Here is a 15,119-nt window from a genome sequence, read left to right as displayed (position 1 = left end):
AGGCTGAGTCCAGCCGCTGCCCCCGCGACGAACGCTGCCAGCATGCGCGCACCGTTTTCAGCATCGAACCTTGACCCAGCTCCCCTATCGGGCGAGCAGCCATTCAGTTACCATGCCGGCCTTGCCCCTGTGCGGGCGAGCGGCGGCAGTGGTGCCTCAGGCGCTTGCCCCTTTGCGGGCAACCCATTTATGACAAATTTCACGGTGAACCGACCCGAATGAAAGTCCCTAAGCGCCTACAGCCCCTTGTGGTGGATGGGCTGATCGACGAAGTGCTGTACCAGTTAATGAGCGGTAAAGAGGCTCAGGTTTTTGTAGTGCGCTGTGGCGAATACCTGCGCTGTGCCAAAGTTTATAAAGAGTCCAATAAGCGAAGCTTTAAGCAGGCCGCCGTGTACCAAGAAGGCCGCGGGACACGCAACAGCCGCCGGGCCCGCGCCATGAGCAAAAAAAGCCGCTACGGACAAAAAGAGTCGGAGAGCGCATGGCTCTCGGCAGAGGTGGATGCCCTTTATCGACTAGCGGAGGCCGGCGTACGCGTGCCCACGCCGCACGGCTTTGTGGACGGCGTATTACTCATGGATCTCATCACCGACGAACAGGGCGACCCGGCGCCGCGCTTGGACGATGTGGCCTTCGACGCCGACACTGCGGCCGAATTTCACGGAATAATGATGCAGGAAATTGTGCGCATGCTGTGCGCTGGCCTGGTGCATGGCGATTTGTCGGAGTTCAATGTGCTGGTGGAGCCCGAGGGGCCGGTGGTTATCGATTTACCGCAAGCGGTTAACGCCGCCGGCAACAATAACGCCAAGATGATGTTAAGCCGCGACGTGAACAACATGACCCAGTATTTCGGCCAATACAACCGCGGGTTGCGCGTCACGCATTACGCCGAAGAAATTTGGGATTTATACGAGCACGGTAACCTGCACCCGGATATTCAATTGACCGGGCAATTTAATAAGGTGGCTTTGGAAACAGATATCGCCACTATGCTTAAAATTATTGAAGATGCACGCGAAGAAGAAGCCGATCGAAAGGCTCGCAAACAAGCGGCGGATAATGGCGAGTTTGATTAAACAAGCACCCCTTAAGCGCTATTCATCGGCCTGAGTGCGTCGCGCCGCGTCCGCCTCTTTCAGGGTATCCTCCACCGCTTTGGCTTTTTCTAGCGCATCCAGCTGGTGTTGAGGAATAGCGCCCTCCGGTTGCTGTTCATTTGCCGCCTGCTCTGAACAAGCCACGGCAGACAATGCCAGTACGCCCAACAATACCACAAGCCATTTCATCGCTATCTCCTCTTTATTCCAGCGTCCCGGTATTGATTTTAATCCCGCACAGTGAGTTGATTAAGTAAATAACGCGATAACTACCTCGGGACCCACTGCGCAAAGAAAAAAAGCGGCGCTCTGCGCCGCTTTTTTGTCTTGCTGTTACTTGCGCGTCGCTCGCAGCATCCACGCTGTTTTTTCGTGCACGCGCATGCGATCCGAAACCAGCGCCGCCGTAGATTCGTCGTTTGCCTCCTGGGCTTTGCTCAGTACCTGGCGCGCGGTGCGCACCACTTGTTCGTGGCCCTTGGTCAGATAATCCACCATTTGCTCCGCAGTTGGCACCTCGTCCACCTCTTCAATGGAACTAAGCGCTGCAAACGCTTTGTAGGTACCGGGGGCCACCACATCCAAAGTGCGAATGCGCTCGGCAATGTCATCAACGGCCAAGGCAAGCTCGGTGTATTGCTCTTCGAACATTAAATGCAACTCGCGAAATTGCAGTCCCGTCACATTCCAGTGGAAAAAATGCGTCTGCAAATACAAGGTGTAAGAGTCTGCCAACAAGTGTTTGAGACCCTCGGCAATCTCCATGCGATCTGCCTGTGCAATACCAATATCAATACCTGTCATACGTCCTCCATTGAATGTGCGCGGCCGGGATAGCCACTCATTGCGCTCTACGCGCCCTTGAATCAGTCAGATGACTATAGGTTATTTTTATAAATTGTTAAATTCAATCATATCTATGCCTCTGATATATTTTAACAATAACACCGCATGACGACGGCCATAATTGATGCGCACGCTGCTTGGGCGCTTAGGTACATGCACTGTCATCACCGCAATGTGGAGAGCTGTCCTATCAGCTGGCTCACGTTGCGGTTAGTGGGGTAGTCACCAGCCGTCCATCCCAGTCGCACCAAAACAACCGCTTCCGTAGGCACAATCATTACCATTTGCGCACGATTACCCATGGCCGCGTAGGCATCGACTGGCAAATCCGGCCAACGCAACTCGGCATCACCGCGATTTAACCAAAATTGAAAACCGTAGGCTTTTTCGTTGCTGGACGAATTGGGCTGGGTGGCCGCCTCCACAAAGGCCTCATCCAACAACTGCTGGCCATTGAGCGTGCCTTTGTTCAGCATTAATAACCCCAGCCGCGCCCAGTCGCGAGCGCTGCCGTACACATAGGAGCTACCGACAAAACCGCCAGAGGCATCGGTTTCAAACACAGTATGCGATAACCCCAAGGGTTGAAACACCTGAGTGCCAATATAGTTCAGTTGCGATTGTAAATCTGGCCCAGCGTGCCGCTGCATTAGCCGCGCCAGTAGATTCGCTGTCCCGGATGAGTAATTAAAATGGTTACCTGACGGATGTGCCAGCGGTTTGGTCAATGCAAAGGCGGCATTGTCGGGCTCGGCAAACAGCATTTGCGTGGCGTCTTCACCGGGGCTGTACACTTCGTTAAACGCAAGCCCATCGGTCATGGTGAGCAATTGGCGCAAGGTAATTCCCGCGCGCTCGTCGCCTTCCCACGCCGGAAACAGCGACTGATCGTCCAACGCTAATTTGCCTTCCTTGATTTGTCGCCCCAGTGCGATGGCAGTCACGCTTTTGGCCATCGACCAACCCAGCAATGGCGTTTGTGCGGTAATGCCCAAGCCATAGCTCTCGGCAATAATTTGGCCTTTTTGCACCAGCACCAGCGCGCGCGTGTGCAATCCACTGGCGTTATCTTCCGCCAAGAGCCCATCCAACAGCCGCTGTGCTTCGGGGTCAATGGTGTTGACGTCGCTGCCCGCCGGCCAGGGTGCCGTCAACTGAGGCATGGCAAGCGGCTGAATACTGGCACGCCCATTTACGCCGGCGTAGTCAATGGCGCAGCCAACGCCAGGCACAAAACTGGCACTGCGCACGCCGCCCCACAGGCGCGCAGTTACCTGTGCTTGCGAATCGTCGAACTCGAGTGTCAAATGCTCAAAGACTGGCGAATAGCTGGTGAGATCCGCCAAAGCCTGTGTTTCGCTAAAGCCCGACACGTATTTGGCCGAACAGGCCAACTTGGCCCCCATCCCGGTGGCAACCGAGGGCCCATGCACCACGTAGGCGGGCCCCACCCACCAGAAGCCGAGTCCCAGAAGGGCGACTAGCGCCACCAAAAGCACGACAATCTTTTTAATCACTCGTCTCACCCACTCTACGCATTTGCTGTGTTCGCGAGGCTAGCAGGCCATTGTGGCAAAAACAATAAAGCCAATAGCAAGGCGCCTGCGCACCTGTAAAAGGCGTGCCTTGATTGAATGCGTTTACGAGCTTAAGTCGGCGTTGTGGCAAGCGACAGCAGTAGAGTTCGAATTATTGGCGCAAACTCTGGAGAGGTACGAATTTGCCATCGCGCAGCGGCACTGATTTATGGGTTGTATGCGACAGCCTGCGCCGAGTAAATACTAGGCGCAGGCGTCTAGCGCGTTACAGGCGAATGGATTTGTCTACCAGTGACTTCAATACGCCCAAGCTGATCAGCTCGGCAGCGCGCTCAATATCGGGGGCAAAGTAGCGATCTTTATCGTAAAAAGGCACGTGAGTGCGCAGCTCCGCTCGCGCCTGCTCCAGCGGACCAGAGGTAGACAAGCCTTCTAAGAAATCTAAACCCTGGCACACCGCCAGCCACTCCACCGCTAAAATTCCCACGGTGTTTTCATACATGTCTTTCAAGCGGCGCGCGGCAAATGTCGCCATGGATACATGATCCTCCTGGTTTGCCGAGGTCGGCAGCGAGTCGACACTGGCGGGGTGTGCTAGCGATTTATTTTCACTGGCCAGCGCCGCCGATGTTACCTGTGCAATCATAAAGCCTGAGTTTACGCCGCCGTTATTCACCAAAAAAGGCGGTAGACCGGACAACTTACTGTCGATTAATAGCGCCATGCGCCGCTCGGATAATGAGCCAATTTCCGCAATGGCCAGTGCCAGATTGTCCGCGGCCATGGCGATGGGCTCGGCGTGAAAATTACCACCCGAAATAATATCGCTGTCTGCCAGATTGGCTTCGACAAATACCAACGGGTTGTCGGATACGGCGTTGGCTTCGGTCACAATAATGTCGCGCGCATTGCGCATCTGCTGCAAACAAGCCCCCATCACCTGCGGTTGGCAGCGCAGCGAGTAAGGGTCTTGGACTTTTTCACAATCGATATGACTGTGTTCAATTTGCGAGTGGTCCAGCAGCTGGCGGTAGGCCAAGGCCATATCAATTTGCGATTGGTGACCGCGCGCCAGGTGAATGCGCTCGTCAAAAGGTTTGCGCGAGCCTTTGGCCGCTTCCACACACAGCGCACCAATAACGGTGGCCGCAGTTAACACATTCTCCGCGTAAAACAGCCCTTCAAGGGCCAACGCCGTAGATGCCTGTGTGCCGTTAAGTAATGCCAAGCCTTCTTTCGGTGCTAATACCAGCGGTTTTAAGCCCGCAAGACGCAGGGCTGTTTTGGCGCTGATACGCTCTTTCTTATAAAACGCTTCACCCTCGCCCAATAGCACCGCACTCATGTGCGCCAGCGGCGCTAAATCACCGGATGCCCCCACCGAGCCTTTGAGCGGAATACAGGGATAAATTTCGTGATTAAGCAAGGTCATCAGCGCCTCGATAACAGACAATCGAATACCAGAAAATCCGCGCGCCAACGCATTAATCTTTAACACCATCAACAGCCGCACAGTGGCGGGTTTCATTAACTTTCCGATGCCAGCTGCGTGGCTTAATACGATAGAGCGCTGGAGCTCTTCCAGTTCTTCTGGTTTGATGCGCGTATTGGCGAGCAGGCCAAAACCAGTGTTAATACCGTACACCACGCGGTTATCATCGATGACTTGCTTCACCACGGCTGCCGAGGCATTGATGCCGTCAATGCAATCCTCGGCCAAGGTTAACTGGTGCGGACGGCTGTGCAGGCGATGCAAATCGGCATAGGTTAACTGGCCGGGTTTAATTTCAAATGTGTCCATAGCGATCTCGTATTGTCTGGGTCATCTACGCACAGCGGGCCGCTGTGCGGTGTGAAAATTCGTGTTGCCAGGCGCGACGCTTATGCGTCCAGCATCGGCAAGTCCAGGCCTTGCGCTTTGGCGCAGTCGATGGCGATGTCATAGCCGGCGTCGGCGTGGCGCATCACACCGGTACCGGGATCATTGCGCAACACGCGCCCTACTCGCTCGTGCGCGGCCTGACTGCCATCGCACACAATTACCACACCAGAGTGTTGACTAAAGCCCATACCCACGCCGCCGCCGTGGTGTAAGCTCACCCAGGTGGCACCGCCTGCAGTATTTAACAGGGCGTTTAATAGCGGCCAATCCGACACGGCATCCGAGCCGTCTTGCATGGCTTCGGTTTCCCGGTTGGGCGACGCCACCGAACCGCTGTCCAAATGATCGCGGCCAATTACCACAGGCGCTTTCAACTCGCCCTTGGCCACCATTTCATTAAAGGCCTGCCCCAAACGCGCACGATCCTTTAACCCTACCCAGCAAATGCGCGCCGGCAATCCTTGAAACTGTATTCGCTCGCGGGCCATGTCTAGCCAATTGTGCAAGTGCGGATCATCGGGAATGAGTTCTTTGACTTTTTGATCGGTTTTGTAAATGTCTTCAGGATCTCCAGACAGCGCCACCCAACGGAAAGGTCCAATTCCCTCGCAAAACAGTGGTCGGATATAAGCCGGTACAAAGCCCGGGAAGTCGAAGGCGTTGTGAACGCCTTCTTCCAATGCCATCTGACGAATGTTGTTGCCGTAATCCAGCGTAGCCGCGCCCTTCGCTTGCAGTGCCAGCATGGCTTTCACCTGCACGGCCATGGATTGTTTGGCTGCGCGTACCACGGCGGCCTCATCCTGTTCGCGCCGCACTTTCGCCTCGTCCAGCGTCCACCCCTGGGGCAGGTAGCCGTTTAACGGATCATGCGCAGAGGTTTGGTCGGTAACCACATCCGGCGTCACACCGCGCGCAACCAGTTCGGGAAACACGTCGGCGGCATTAGCAAGCAGCCCGACGGAAATGGCTTTACCTTCGGCTTTTGCCTCATCCAACAACGACAACGCCTCGTCGAGAGAAGTGGCCTTTTTATCCACGTAACCCGTCTTCAATCGAAAATCGATGCGCGACTCATCCACTTCGACAGCCAGCATGGAAAATCCGGCCATAGTCGCCGCCAGGGGCTGAGCGCCGCCCATGCCACCCAGCCCGCCAGTTAAAATCCAGCGCCCCTTGGCGCTGCCGTTGAAATGCTTTTTAGCAACGCTGACAAAAGTTTCATAGGTGCCTTGCACGATGCCCTGCGAGCCAATGTAAATCCAGGAACCCGCGGTCATCTGGCCATACATCATCAGGCCTTTTTTATCGAGCGCATTAAAGTGTTCCCAATTGGCCCAGTGGGGTACCAAATTGGAATTAGCCAGCAACACGCGCGGCGCATTTTCGTGGGTTTTAAACACACCCACAGGCTTGCCACTTTGGATCAACAGCGTTTCATCGGATTCTAGGCGGGTGAGTGTTTCTACAATTTTGTCGTAGCAGGCCCAGTTGCGCGCTGCCCGCCCGATGCCGCCATACACCACCAAACCCTGAGGGTGCTCGGCGACTTCTGGGTCCAGATTGTTCATCAACATGCGCAAAGGCGCTTCGGTCAACCAGCTTTTCGCCGTCAACTCTGTGCCTCTGGGTGCGCGAATAACGCGGCTGTTATCAATTCGTGGGTTCTGGTCGGCCATGGTGGGCTCCTTTTCTTTCGTTTGGTTGCGCTTTTGGCGCAGTGTTGTACGGCTTCGGCGTGCAAAGCTTAGTAATTGATGTGGCCGCCCAATCGGTAGCGGCTCCCCGGATGAAATAATTGTGCAAAACTCACCACCCCCGCCGGCCCAAAGGTGCGACGACTAACCTTTAAACAGGGTTCGCCCGGGCTTAACTGCAAGGTCGTTTGCAAGCCAGTGCTGGCAGCAACGGCCTCGATCAAATGGTCGGCCTCAGTCAGTGGCGCCACCTGACTCAAATATCGACTGGGTGTTAAGTCCTGCTGGCCAAAGGGCTGACGCAAATAATCGCCGGCAAATTGGGGATTTACCCAGCGCTCTTCCAACTGAATGGGCAGGTCGTTTTCGAAATGCAGCAGGCGCGAGAAAAAAATTGTGCTGGCCGCCGGCAAGCCCAACCGCACCGCCTGCTGGGCGCTGGCCGCCTGCTCTGTAAGCGCCATCACCTCGCAGCGGTACGCGTGGCCACGGCCATGAATTTCGTCGGCAATGTTGCGGATTTCAACCAGATTGCTGCTGGGTCTTTCATCGGCCACAAAGCTGCCCAGCCCTTGAGTACGTATCAACACGCCCTCGTCGGCCAGGGCATCTAGCGCCCGACGAGCGGTCATGCGCGACACGCCAAATTCCGCCGCCAGCTCATTTTCACTGGCCACGCGGCTACCCGATGGCAAAACACCGTCTTCGATGCGGGCTAGCAAGGTCTGCTTAATGGCGAGGTATCTGGGCTGCATGCACGAAATCCTACTTGTATATACTTGTATATACAAGTGGTTTGCGTAGACTGCTACCCTTAACTGCAGCGCGTGCGCCGACTTTTTGCTTGTGGAATCAAGCGCGCATCGCGTCCTATAAACACCTTAACTGCGGATACCACACATGGCTGTTGATCTATTGATCACCCACGCAAATCTCGCCACGGGCGTTGACAACGGTAAACCCTACGGCGCCCTGCTTGATGGCGCACTGGCGGTCCAGGACGGCCGCATCCACTGGATCGGGAGCCCCGACGACGCCCCGGCGGCGCGCACTACCTTGGATGCCAAAGGCGCCTGGCTCACACCCGGGCTCATCGACTGCCACACCCATCTGATCTACGGCGGCAACCGCGCCCACGAATTCGAGTGGCGCCAAACGGGCGTCAGCTACACCGACATCGCCGCGCGCGGCGGCGGCATCATGAGCACGGTGCAAGCCACGCGCGATGCCACGGACGCCGCGCTGCTGGCCTCTGCGCAACAGCGGCTAACGGCACTCATGAACGAAGGCGTCACCTGTGTGGAAATCAAGTCCGGTTACGGATTAAGCCTTACCCACGAACTGCGCTTACTGCGATTGGCGCGTGAACTGGCTCAAAACAATCCGATCAGCGTGTGTACCACGCTACTGGCGGCCCACGCACTACCCGGCGAGTTCACCGACAAAGACGCCTATATCGAGCATATCGTCGCCGACATCTTGCCGGCCGCCGCCAGTGCAGGGCTTGCCGACGCAGTCGATGTGTTCTGCGAGGGCGTTGGTTTTAGTGCGGCCCAATGCGAGCGGGTATTCGAGGCCGCTGCGCGCTATCAATTGCCGGTGAAGGGCCATGTCGAACAGCTGAGCAACCTGCACGGCAGTGCGCTGGTGGCACAATACGGCGGCCTGTCGGTAGACCATATCGAATACCTAAGCCCCGACGACGTTCCCGAGCTCAAGCGAGCGGGTACGGTGGCCGTGCTGCTACCGGCGGCATTTTTCTTTTTGCGGGAAACCCAATTGCCGCCCATTGCGACGCTGCGCGAGACCGGCGTACCCATGGCGGTGGCCACCGATTGCAATCCCGGCACGGCGCCCCAGGCTTCACTACTGACCGCCATGAATCAGGCCTGCGTACTGTTTGGGCTGACGCCAGAAGAGAGTTTTTACGGCGTCACCCGCAATGCCGCACAGGCCCTCGGCCAATCGCAAAAAGGCCAGCTGGCAGTGGGCATGGATGCGGACATGCTGCTCTGGCACATAGAATCGCCGGCCGAATTGAGCTACGGCATTAATCTGGTTAAACCCAGCCAGCGCTGGGTAGCGGGGCAATCTCAATGACCGACACTCTCTATCGCCCTCCCCTAGCGAATTTATGGACGGGCCGCACTGACACAGAAGAAGCCCACACAGCCTTGCGCTGGCACCAGCAAATGCAGTGCCTCGACCTCGGCGATAGCTCGCGTGCAGCCGAGGCGGCGGGTAAATTAACCCTGTTGGGTTTTGCTTGCGACGCGGGCGTCAAACGCAACAAAGGTCGACCGGGCGCCGCTGCCGGACCGGACGCATTGCGCGCCGCCCTCGCCAATGGCATCTGCGATGACGAGACCTTTATGGATGCCGGCAATGTAGCCTGCGTAGGGGACGACTTGGAAGCGGCCCAAGCAACCCTGGCGAACCAGCTGCAAACCCTGATCGCCCAGGGCGCCAAACCAGTGGTGTTGGGCGGCGGTCACGAAGTGGCCTGGGCCAGCTTCCAAGGGCTGATACCCCGCCTCCAAAGTGGTCGGCAGCGCTTGGGCATTATTAATTTCGACGCCCATTTGGATTTGCGCACCCCTAAGCCTGCGGGCTCATCCGGCACACCTTTTCGCCAGATCGCGCAGTGGTGCGAAGTCAATCAACAGCCCTTTCACTACCTGGTGCTGGGGGTCAATCCTAGCGCAAACACCACGGCACTGTTTGATTACGCCCAGGAAAAACAGGTGCAATGGCTCACCGATTGGGAAATGGAGGCAAATCCAATCGCCGAAACCTTCGCTTACTGCGAAAAATTTTTAGCGCAGGTAGACGCACTCTATATCACCGTTTGTCTGGATGTATTCAATGCCGCCTTTGCACCCGGCGTCAGCGCCCCCGCGGCTGTCGGTATTAGCCCTGCCCGTATGTTGCAGGTGTTTACCCATCTCCTAGTCCGTGCCCAGGCGCTGGGCAAGACCGTGTGGTTGCTGGATGTGGCTGAACTCAATCCCACCTACGACCCCCACAGCCAAACCGCAAAACTGGGCGCGCGTATCATTTGGGAGTACTACCACGCCAGTCGACAGCCCAAATCCGAAAGCCCCGCGGAAAAGTAGACATTGCGAGGCCAAATACGCACACTTGCAGCATCCGATCCGGACCCAACATCAGCGGTGTCTGCTGTAACGTCCGGCTAAAAATAACAATATGCGCTCGCTTGTGCCCGCACAACTCTGCGCTCACCTATAAGACCACATCTGTTTATGGAAACCTTCAATCAGTATCTAGCCTCCACCGTCAGTAGCATTAACGGCGTGCTTTGGGACTCCATTTTAATCTACATGCTGGTACTTGCCGGCCTGTGGTTTACCTTGCGTTTAGGCGCCGTGCAATTCAGCCTGTTTGGCCACATGTTTTCCATGATGAAAGGTTCCCTGCGCGCCAACAAGGAAGGTATTTCGCCCTTTCAGGCTCTCGCAACCAGCCTCGCCGCACGCGTTGGCACAGGCAATCTGGCTGGCGTCGCGGTGGCCATTACACTTGGCGGCCCCGGCGCCGTGTTCTGGATGTGGATGATTGCGCTACTGGGTATGGCCACGGGTTTTGTAGAATCCACACTCGGGCAGTTTTACAAGGTCAAAGACGCCAACGGGGAATTTCGCGGCGGCCCAGCCTATTACATTCAAATGGGTTTAAATAAACGCTGGCTGGCCATCGCATTTTCACTGTGCTTGCTATTTGGCTACGGTTTTGTATTTTCCGCAGTGCAAGCCAACACCATCGGCGATGCACTGAATAACGCCTACGGCATTACGCCCCTGGTGAGCGGCCTGACGATGACAGTCGTTGCCGGCATTATCGTACTCGGTGGCTTGCGCGCGATCGCACAGTTTGCGCAATTGACGGTGCCATTCATGGGATTAGCCTATGTGACAATGGCGCTGTTTATTGTGGCTGTCAATCTCACCGAGGTACCCGCAATTTTGTCTTTAATTGTCAGCTCGGCCTTTGGTCTTGAAGAGGCCGCAGGTGGCTTCTTAGGCGCAGCCATTAATGGCATTAAACGCGGACTCTACTCCAATGAAGCGGGCAGCGGCAGCGTGCCACACGCGGCGGCAGCCGCCGCGCCCTACCCCAACCACCCAGTGTCACAGGGCCTGGTACAAATGTTGGGCGTCTTTGTTGACACCATTTTAATCTGCACCTGCACCGCCATCATTATTTTACTGGCCGGCGGCGCCACTGAAGAGGGCTTAGCGGGCATCCGTATAACACAGGATGCCATGGTCAGCCACGTAGGCGCCTGGGGCATGGATTTTGTAGCCATTGCCATCGTGTTCTTTTCGTTCACATCGGTGGTAGCAAATTTTGCCTATGCTGAATCTAACCTGCACGTATTCAAGATGGATCACAAGCCCGGCAAGCTAGCATTGACGGCGGGCTACTTGGCCATGGTGTTTTGGGGCACAACGGCACCGCTGCCAACGGTTTGGAACATGGCGGATATGGCACTGGGGCTTATGACAGTGATCAACATCATTGCCATCACCTGGCTAACGCCGACTGTAGTGATGCTACTGGCCGACTACAAAGCCCAGCGCAACGCCGGTAAATTACCCGAGTTTTCACTCGACGCGACACACAAACACCAAGGGTACACAGAACCCGGCGTATGGAGTAAAGGCGATTGACAGACAGCACCGCAACAGACAAAGGCGATTACTACGCCGCCATTGATCTGGGATCGAACAGCTTTCATCTCCTGGTGGCCAAAGTGGTCGGTGCGCGTCTAGAGGTGGTCGATCGCCACAAAGAAATGGTGCAAATTGCGCGCGGTCTTGATGAAAAAGGATTGCTAGACAAAGCTACCCAAGCCAATGCCCTGGCGGTGCTTGAGCGCATTAATCAGCGACTGCGCGATATCAAGCCCGAAAATATCCGGGCCGTCGGCACCAAAACTCTGCGCGCTGCACGCAACGCCGATAAATTTTTGCGTAAAGCCGAAGCGACACTGGGCTACCCCATCCATATTATTTCGGGTTTTGAAGAGGCGCGCCTAGTTTACCAGGGCGTGTCTGCATCACTGGAAAACAGCGACCAACGGCGGCTGGTCATTGACATTGGCGGGGCCAGCACAGAATTCATTATCGGCGAAGGCAGCAAACCGCGCCTATTAGAAAGTTTAAGCTTGGGTTGCGTGGTGCTGGCCGATCATCATTTTAAGTTTGGCCCGGTAACACGCGAGCGCATGCACAGCGCCTACCTTGAAGCCTGTGCCACCATTGAGCCCATTGCCCACGCATATCGCGCCTACGGCTGGGATATGGCCCTGGGCACATCGGGCACCATGCGCGCAGCCGCCGAACTCATGGCGGCAAAAGACAATGGCTTGATAACACGCGCACATCTGGAGGCCGTCATTAATCAGACCATCGCCGATGGCGAAGTCGTCAACACCAGCGTACCCAAACTGCGGCGCGATGTACTGCCCGCGGGGCTGGCCATTATTCAGGCCATTTTTGATCAATTGAACTTGTCGCAATTGCACATTGCCGACGTCGCGCTTAAAGAGGGATTAATATTCGAAACCCTCGGACGCGCCGCCAATAGCGATAGTCGCAACGACAGCGTTCAGCGCCTGGCAGAGATTTACCATTGCGATCTGGCCCAAGGCGAACGGGTGGCACGTCTAGCCACAGACATGGCTCGCCAGCTCCCCCTGCCCCCCATTAATGGCACAGCCGCCAGTCAGTTATTGCGCTGGGCCGCGCTGCTTCACGAAGTGGGTCTACATATTAGTCACAACGGCTTCCACAAGCACGGCTACTACCTGTTGCGACACCACGACATGGGTGGATTTGCCCGCTATGAGCAACACCTTTTAGCCAGCCTGGTGCGCTTGCAGCGCAACAACCTCAAGGTCAAAGTGATCGAAGAATTACCGGTATCACAGCGCCAGGCACTGCTGCATATGGTAGTTTGCCTGCGCCTTGCGGTAATTTTTTGTCGGGGCAGAAAAGATGTGGCGCTGCTGCCCTCAATTGCTCAGAACGATCAGAACGGCCGCCCAGGTCTGGCGTTAACTCTGCCCAAGCAGTGGCTGCAAGATCACCCACTCACCGCCATCAACCTACACAACGAGGCTGAACTGCTGGCGCAAGCGGGTTACTACTTTAGCTTTCGTTAACCCAGTAAATCGTCTGCCTTAATACCCAACGCCTGTGCCAGCCCGCGAATAATTGCCGGGCTAGGCACTCGTTCGCCGGAGGCGATTTGCGCCAGGTACGCTGGCGAGATACCCGCGTCCTTTGCCAGCTCCGCTTCGGATTTGGTGGAGGTCTGCACACGGCTGTGCAACTTCACGGTACTGAATTGCCCTGTGCTGGGCGCGGGCGGCGACGCGGGCACGCTGTGCGCACCAGGCACGGCGGGTGCACTCGTCTCAGCTTGCGGTGTACCTGCCGCCGCCAGCAACGCTTCGTATTGCTCGTAGGGAATCACTGCCCATTCAGGGCGGCCGTCCTTCATGATAACCTGCACACTCATCGCATCTGCCTCACACAAAAAACGCAGATTGTACGCAATAGCTGACACAGACCCAAACTCTATGCTGCGACTCCTCCCCCTACTCGTCCTGTGCCTGGTTCTTTACCTGCTCTATCGCGGTTATCGCAAAATGCCGGCGGGTAAGCAAAAGCAGTGGCTGGCCCGCCTGGCCATTGGTGCTTTTTTAGGGATACTGCTCTACGCCCTGCTAACAGGCAAACTTAACTGGATTGGGGCTTTGGCAATGGGCGTCATCCCCTTTTTGTCCGGCCTTTGGCGCTGGATCAGCCGGGGCATGACGCTGGCCCGCTTTTGGCAAAGCCTGCGCCCTAAAAATACGTCGTCGCAATCTGCAGGGATCACATTGTACGACCAGGCCAAAGACGGCGAGTTGCACGCCGGGCCCCATGCGGGCCAGCGGCTATCGGCGTTGAGCGCCAAAGAACTCGACGAAGCACTGCGTTTTTTTCGGGCGGAGCAACCCGCTGCAGCCGACCAGCTGACGCTCTATATCGCCCAGCGCTTTGGCCCGGAATGGACGGGCAGCCCACTCGAAGGCAGCCCTCAAGGCGCCATGACTGTGGCCGAGGCGCGCGCGTTGCTAGGGGTTGCTGCAGATGCAGATAAAGCGGCAGTTATTAGTGCACACCGCAGGCTTATTCAGAAATTTCACCCCGATAGAGGCGGCAACGACTACCTGGCTGCACGACTCAATTTGGCGAAGGACGTGTTGCTAAAACACTTGGCAGAGTAATTCAAACCTCGACCTCCGTAAGCCAAAACCAGCGCCTAGCGGATGGTTAACGAGATTGTGCGGCAGGATAACCCTTTAGCCAGACCATGCAATCGACCATAGAATGAAACTGTCGATCTGCTTCTGTGAAATCCTGGTGCGCAGAATAGCGGTTGGGTATGACGCAGGTAAACACGCCCGCCGCCTTCGCTGCCAACATGCCGGCGCGCGTGTCCTCCAATGCAATACAGGTTTCGGGCGCCACCTCCAGCGATGCCATCGCTGCCAAATACACATCGGGTGCCGGCTTGTTGTGAGGCACCTCTTCGCCACTGGCGACACAGGTAAACAGATTGCGTAATTGCAGTGCTTGTAGACTGGCTTCTAACGCAAAGCGCGCGGAGCCAGACACCACCGCCAACGCCAGTGGTTGTTCCGCTAGCCAACAAAGTGCATCGGCCACACCGGGCATTAATGGGTAGTGCTGCCGTGCGTGAAAGGCCGTTGCGATGGCACGCTTGCGGGCTACCAATGTATCTACGCTCGCGGGTATTGCAAAGCGTCGTAAAATATCTTCGGCCGTACGCAATTCGCTCACGCCGACGTAGTGCAGTCGGTAATCATCCTCGGCAAACGGCAACTGGTACTCGGCCATTACCTGAGCCCAAAACTGGTAGTGCACCACCTCCGAGTCCACCAGTGTGCCGTCGTGGTCAAACAGCAGCGCCTCAAGTTGCGCTGGGCCGTCATACTGCATAGTAAGCATTCCGTTGT

General features: G+C 56.4%; 14 protein-coding genes. 6 read left to right on the top strand and 8 right to left on the bottom strand.

Features of this window, described 5'->3' with window-relative positions; translation table 11 throughout:
- Nucleotides 1-218 precede the first annotated feature (218 nt).
- Complete coding sequence (locus ACW8F6_RS15670) at nucleotides 219-1,082, top strand: PA4780 family RIO1-like protein kinase (protein ID WP_491576820.1); 864 nt, start codon at nucleotides 219-221, stop codon at nucleotides 1,080-1,082.
- An 18-nt stretch (nucleotides 1,083-1,100) separates the two neighbouring features.
- Here ACW8F6_RS15670 and ACW8F6_RS15665 read toward each other — a convergent pair whose 3' ends face one another.
- The 6 genes from ACW8F6_RS15665 to hutC all read right to left on the bottom strand — a co-directional run bounded on the left by ACW8F6_RS15665 (nucleotide 1,101) and on the right by hutC (nucleotide 7,821).
- Nucleotides 1,101-1,292 carry a hypothetical protein gene (locus tag ACW8F6_RS15665; RefSeq protein ID WP_491576819.1) on the bottom strand — a complete coding sequence of 64 codons (192 nt, stop codon included), beginning with the start codon at nucleotides 1,290-1,292 and terminating at the stop codon, nucleotides 1,101-1,103.
- 144 nt (nucleotides 1,293-1,436) lie between these two features.
- Nucleotides 1,437-1,907 (bottom strand): Dps family protein, encoded by a 471-nt coding sequence (locus tag ACW8F6_RS15660; RefSeq protein WP_491576818.1) that lies wholly within the window; start codon nucleotides 1,905-1,907, stop codon nucleotides 1,437-1,439.
- A gap of 206 nt (nucleotides 1,908-2,113) precedes the next feature.
- Nucleotides 2,114-3,466 (bottom strand): serine hydrolase domain-containing protein, encoded by a 1,353-nt coding sequence (locus ACW8F6_RS15655; protein WP_491576817.1) that lies wholly within the window; start codon nucleotides 3,464-3,466, stop codon nucleotides 2,114-2,116.
- A gap of 286 nt (nucleotides 3,467-3,752) precedes the next feature.
- A complete protein-coding gene (gene hutH / locus ACW8F6_RS15650) occupies nucleotides 3,753-5,288 on the bottom strand; it encodes a histidine ammonia-lyase (protein ID WP_491576816.1) in 1,536 nt (511 codons plus the stop codon).
- Nucleotides 5,289-5,368: 80 nt separating this feature from the next.
- Nucleotides 5,369-7,048: a urocanate hydratase gene (gene hutU / locus ACW8F6_RS15645; RefSeq protein WP_491576815.1), complete on the bottom strand. Its 1,680-nt coding sequence runs from the start codon at nucleotides 7,046-7,048 to the stop codon at nucleotides 5,369-5,371.
- 68 nt (nucleotides 7,049-7,116) lie between these two features.
- Nucleotides 7,117-7,821 carry a histidine utilization transcriptional repressor HutC gene (gene hutC / locus ACW8F6_RS15640; protein WP_491576814.1) on the bottom strand — a complete coding sequence of 235 codons (705 nt, stop codon included), beginning with the start codon at nucleotides 7,819-7,821 and terminating at the stop codon, nucleotides 7,117-7,119.
- A 145-nt stretch (nucleotides 7,822-7,966) separates the two neighbouring features.
- On the opposite strand from hutC, the gene hutI reads away from it, so the two are divergent.
- The 4 genes from hutI (at nucleotide 7,967) to ACW8F6_RS15620 (ending at nucleotide 13,253) form a co-directional block, all read left to right on the top strand.
- On the top strand, nucleotides 7,967-9,166 hold the full coding sequence (gene hutI, locus ACW8F6_RS15635) for an imidazolonepropionase (protein WP_491576813.1): 1,200 nt from the start codon (nucleotides 7,967-7,969) through the stop codon (nucleotides 9,164-9,166).
- Nucleotides 9,163-10,182, top strand: a complete 1,020-nt coding sequence (gene hutG / locus ACW8F6_RS15630) for a formimidoylglutamase (protein WP_491576812.1) — start codon at nucleotides 9,163-9,165, stop codon at nucleotides 10,180-10,182. The genes hutI and hutG overlap by 4 nt, the downstream gene beginning before the upstream one ends.
- A gap of 147 nt (nucleotides 10,183-10,329) precedes the next feature.
- Nucleotides 10,330-11,757, top strand: a complete 1,428-nt coding sequence (locus tag ACW8F6_RS15625) for an alanine/glycine:cation symporter family protein (RefSeq protein WP_491576811.1) — start codon at nucleotides 10,330-10,332, stop codon at nucleotides 11,755-11,757.
- Nucleotides 11,754-13,253, top strand: a complete 1,500-nt coding sequence (locus tag ACW8F6_RS15620) for a Ppx/GppA phosphatase family protein (RefSeq protein ID WP_491576810.1) — start codon at nucleotides 11,754-11,756, stop codon at nucleotides 13,251-13,253. The genes ACW8F6_RS15625 and ACW8F6_RS15620 overlap by 4 nt, the downstream gene beginning before the upstream one ends.
- On the opposite strand, the gene ACW8F6_RS15615 is transcribed toward ACW8F6_RS15620, so the two are convergent.
- Nucleotides 13,250-13,612: a helix-turn-helix domain-containing protein gene (locus ACW8F6_RS15615; RefSeq protein WP_491576809.1), complete on the bottom strand. Its 363-nt coding sequence runs from the start codon at nucleotides 13,610-13,612 to the stop codon at nucleotides 13,250-13,252. The genes ACW8F6_RS15620 and ACW8F6_RS15615 overlap by 4 nt on opposite strands.
- Nucleotides 13,613-13,673: 61 nt before the next feature.
- On the opposite strand from ACW8F6_RS15615, the gene ACW8F6_RS15610 reads away from it, so the two are divergent.
- Nucleotides 13,674-14,366: a J domain-containing protein gene (locus tag ACW8F6_RS15610; RefSeq protein ID WP_491576808.1), complete on the top strand. Its 693-nt coding sequence runs from the start codon at nucleotides 13,674-13,676 to the stop codon at nucleotides 14,364-14,366.
- Between the two features lie 46 nt (nucleotides 14,367-14,412).
- Here the strand turns inward: ACW8F6_RS15610 and ACW8F6_RS15605 are convergent, their stop codons facing one another.
- The gene (locus ACW8F6_RS15605) at nucleotides 14,413-15,102 is read right to left on the bottom strand and encodes an HAD family hydrolase (protein WP_491576807.1); all 690 of its coding nucleotides are present in this window, start codon (nucleotides 15,100-15,102) and stop codon (nucleotides 14,413-14,415) included.
- Nucleotides 15,103-15,119 lie beyond the last annotated feature (17 nt).

This window comes from Simiduia sp. (genome assembly GCF_058345725.1).
This window is presented reverse-complemented; position numbering and strand designations above follow the sequence as displayed.

Excerpts from the sequence above, each read along its gene's own strand:
- ACW8F6_RS15610 (WP_491576808.1), top strand. The coding sequence starts at position 13,674 with ATGCTGCGACTCCTCCCCCTACTCGTCCTGTGCCTGGTTCTTTACCTG.
- ACW8F6_RS15660 (WP_491576818.1), bottom strand. The coding sequence starts at position 1,907 with ATGACAGGTATTGATATTGGTATTGCACAGGCAGATCGCATGGAGATT.
- ACW8F6_RS15670 (WP_491576820.1), top strand. The coding sequence starts at position 219 with ATGAAAGTCCCTAAGCGCCTACAGCCCCTTGTGGTGGATGGGCTGATC.
- hutG (WP_491576812.1), top strand. The coding sequence starts at position 9,163 with ATGACCGACACTCTCTATCGCCCTCCCCTAGCGAATTTATGGACGGGC.
- hutU (WP_491576815.1), bottom strand. The coding sequence starts at position 7,048 with ATGGCCGACCAGAACCCACGAATTGATAACAGCCGCGTTATTCGCGCA.
- ACW8F6_RS15665 (WP_491576819.1), bottom strand. The coding sequence starts at position 1,292 with ATGAAATGGCTTGTGGTATTGTTGGGCGTACTGGCATTGTCTGCCGTG.
- hutH (WP_491576816.1), bottom strand. The coding sequence starts at position 5,288 with ATGGACACATTTGAAATTAAACCCGGCCAGTTAACCTATGCCGATTTG.
- ACW8F6_RS15605 (WP_491576807.1), bottom strand. The coding sequence starts at position 15,102 with ATGCAGTATGACGGCCCAGCGCAACTTGAGGCGCTGCTGTTTGACCAC.
- hutC (WP_491576814.1), bottom strand. The coding sequence starts at position 7,821 with ATGCAGCCCAGATACCTCGCCATTAAGCAGACCTTGCTAGCCCGCATC.
- hutI (WP_491576813.1), top strand. The coding sequence starts at position 7,967 with ATGGCTGTTGATCTATTGATCACCCACGCAAATCTCGCCACGGGCGTT.
- ACW8F6_RS15615 (WP_491576809.1), bottom strand. The coding sequence starts at position 13,612 with ATGAGTGTGCAGGTTATCATGAAGGACGGCCGCCCTGAATGGGCAGTG.
- ACW8F6_RS15625 (WP_491576811.1), top strand. The coding sequence starts at position 10,330 with ATGGAAACCTTCAATCAGTATCTAGCCTCCACCGTCAGTAGCATTAAC.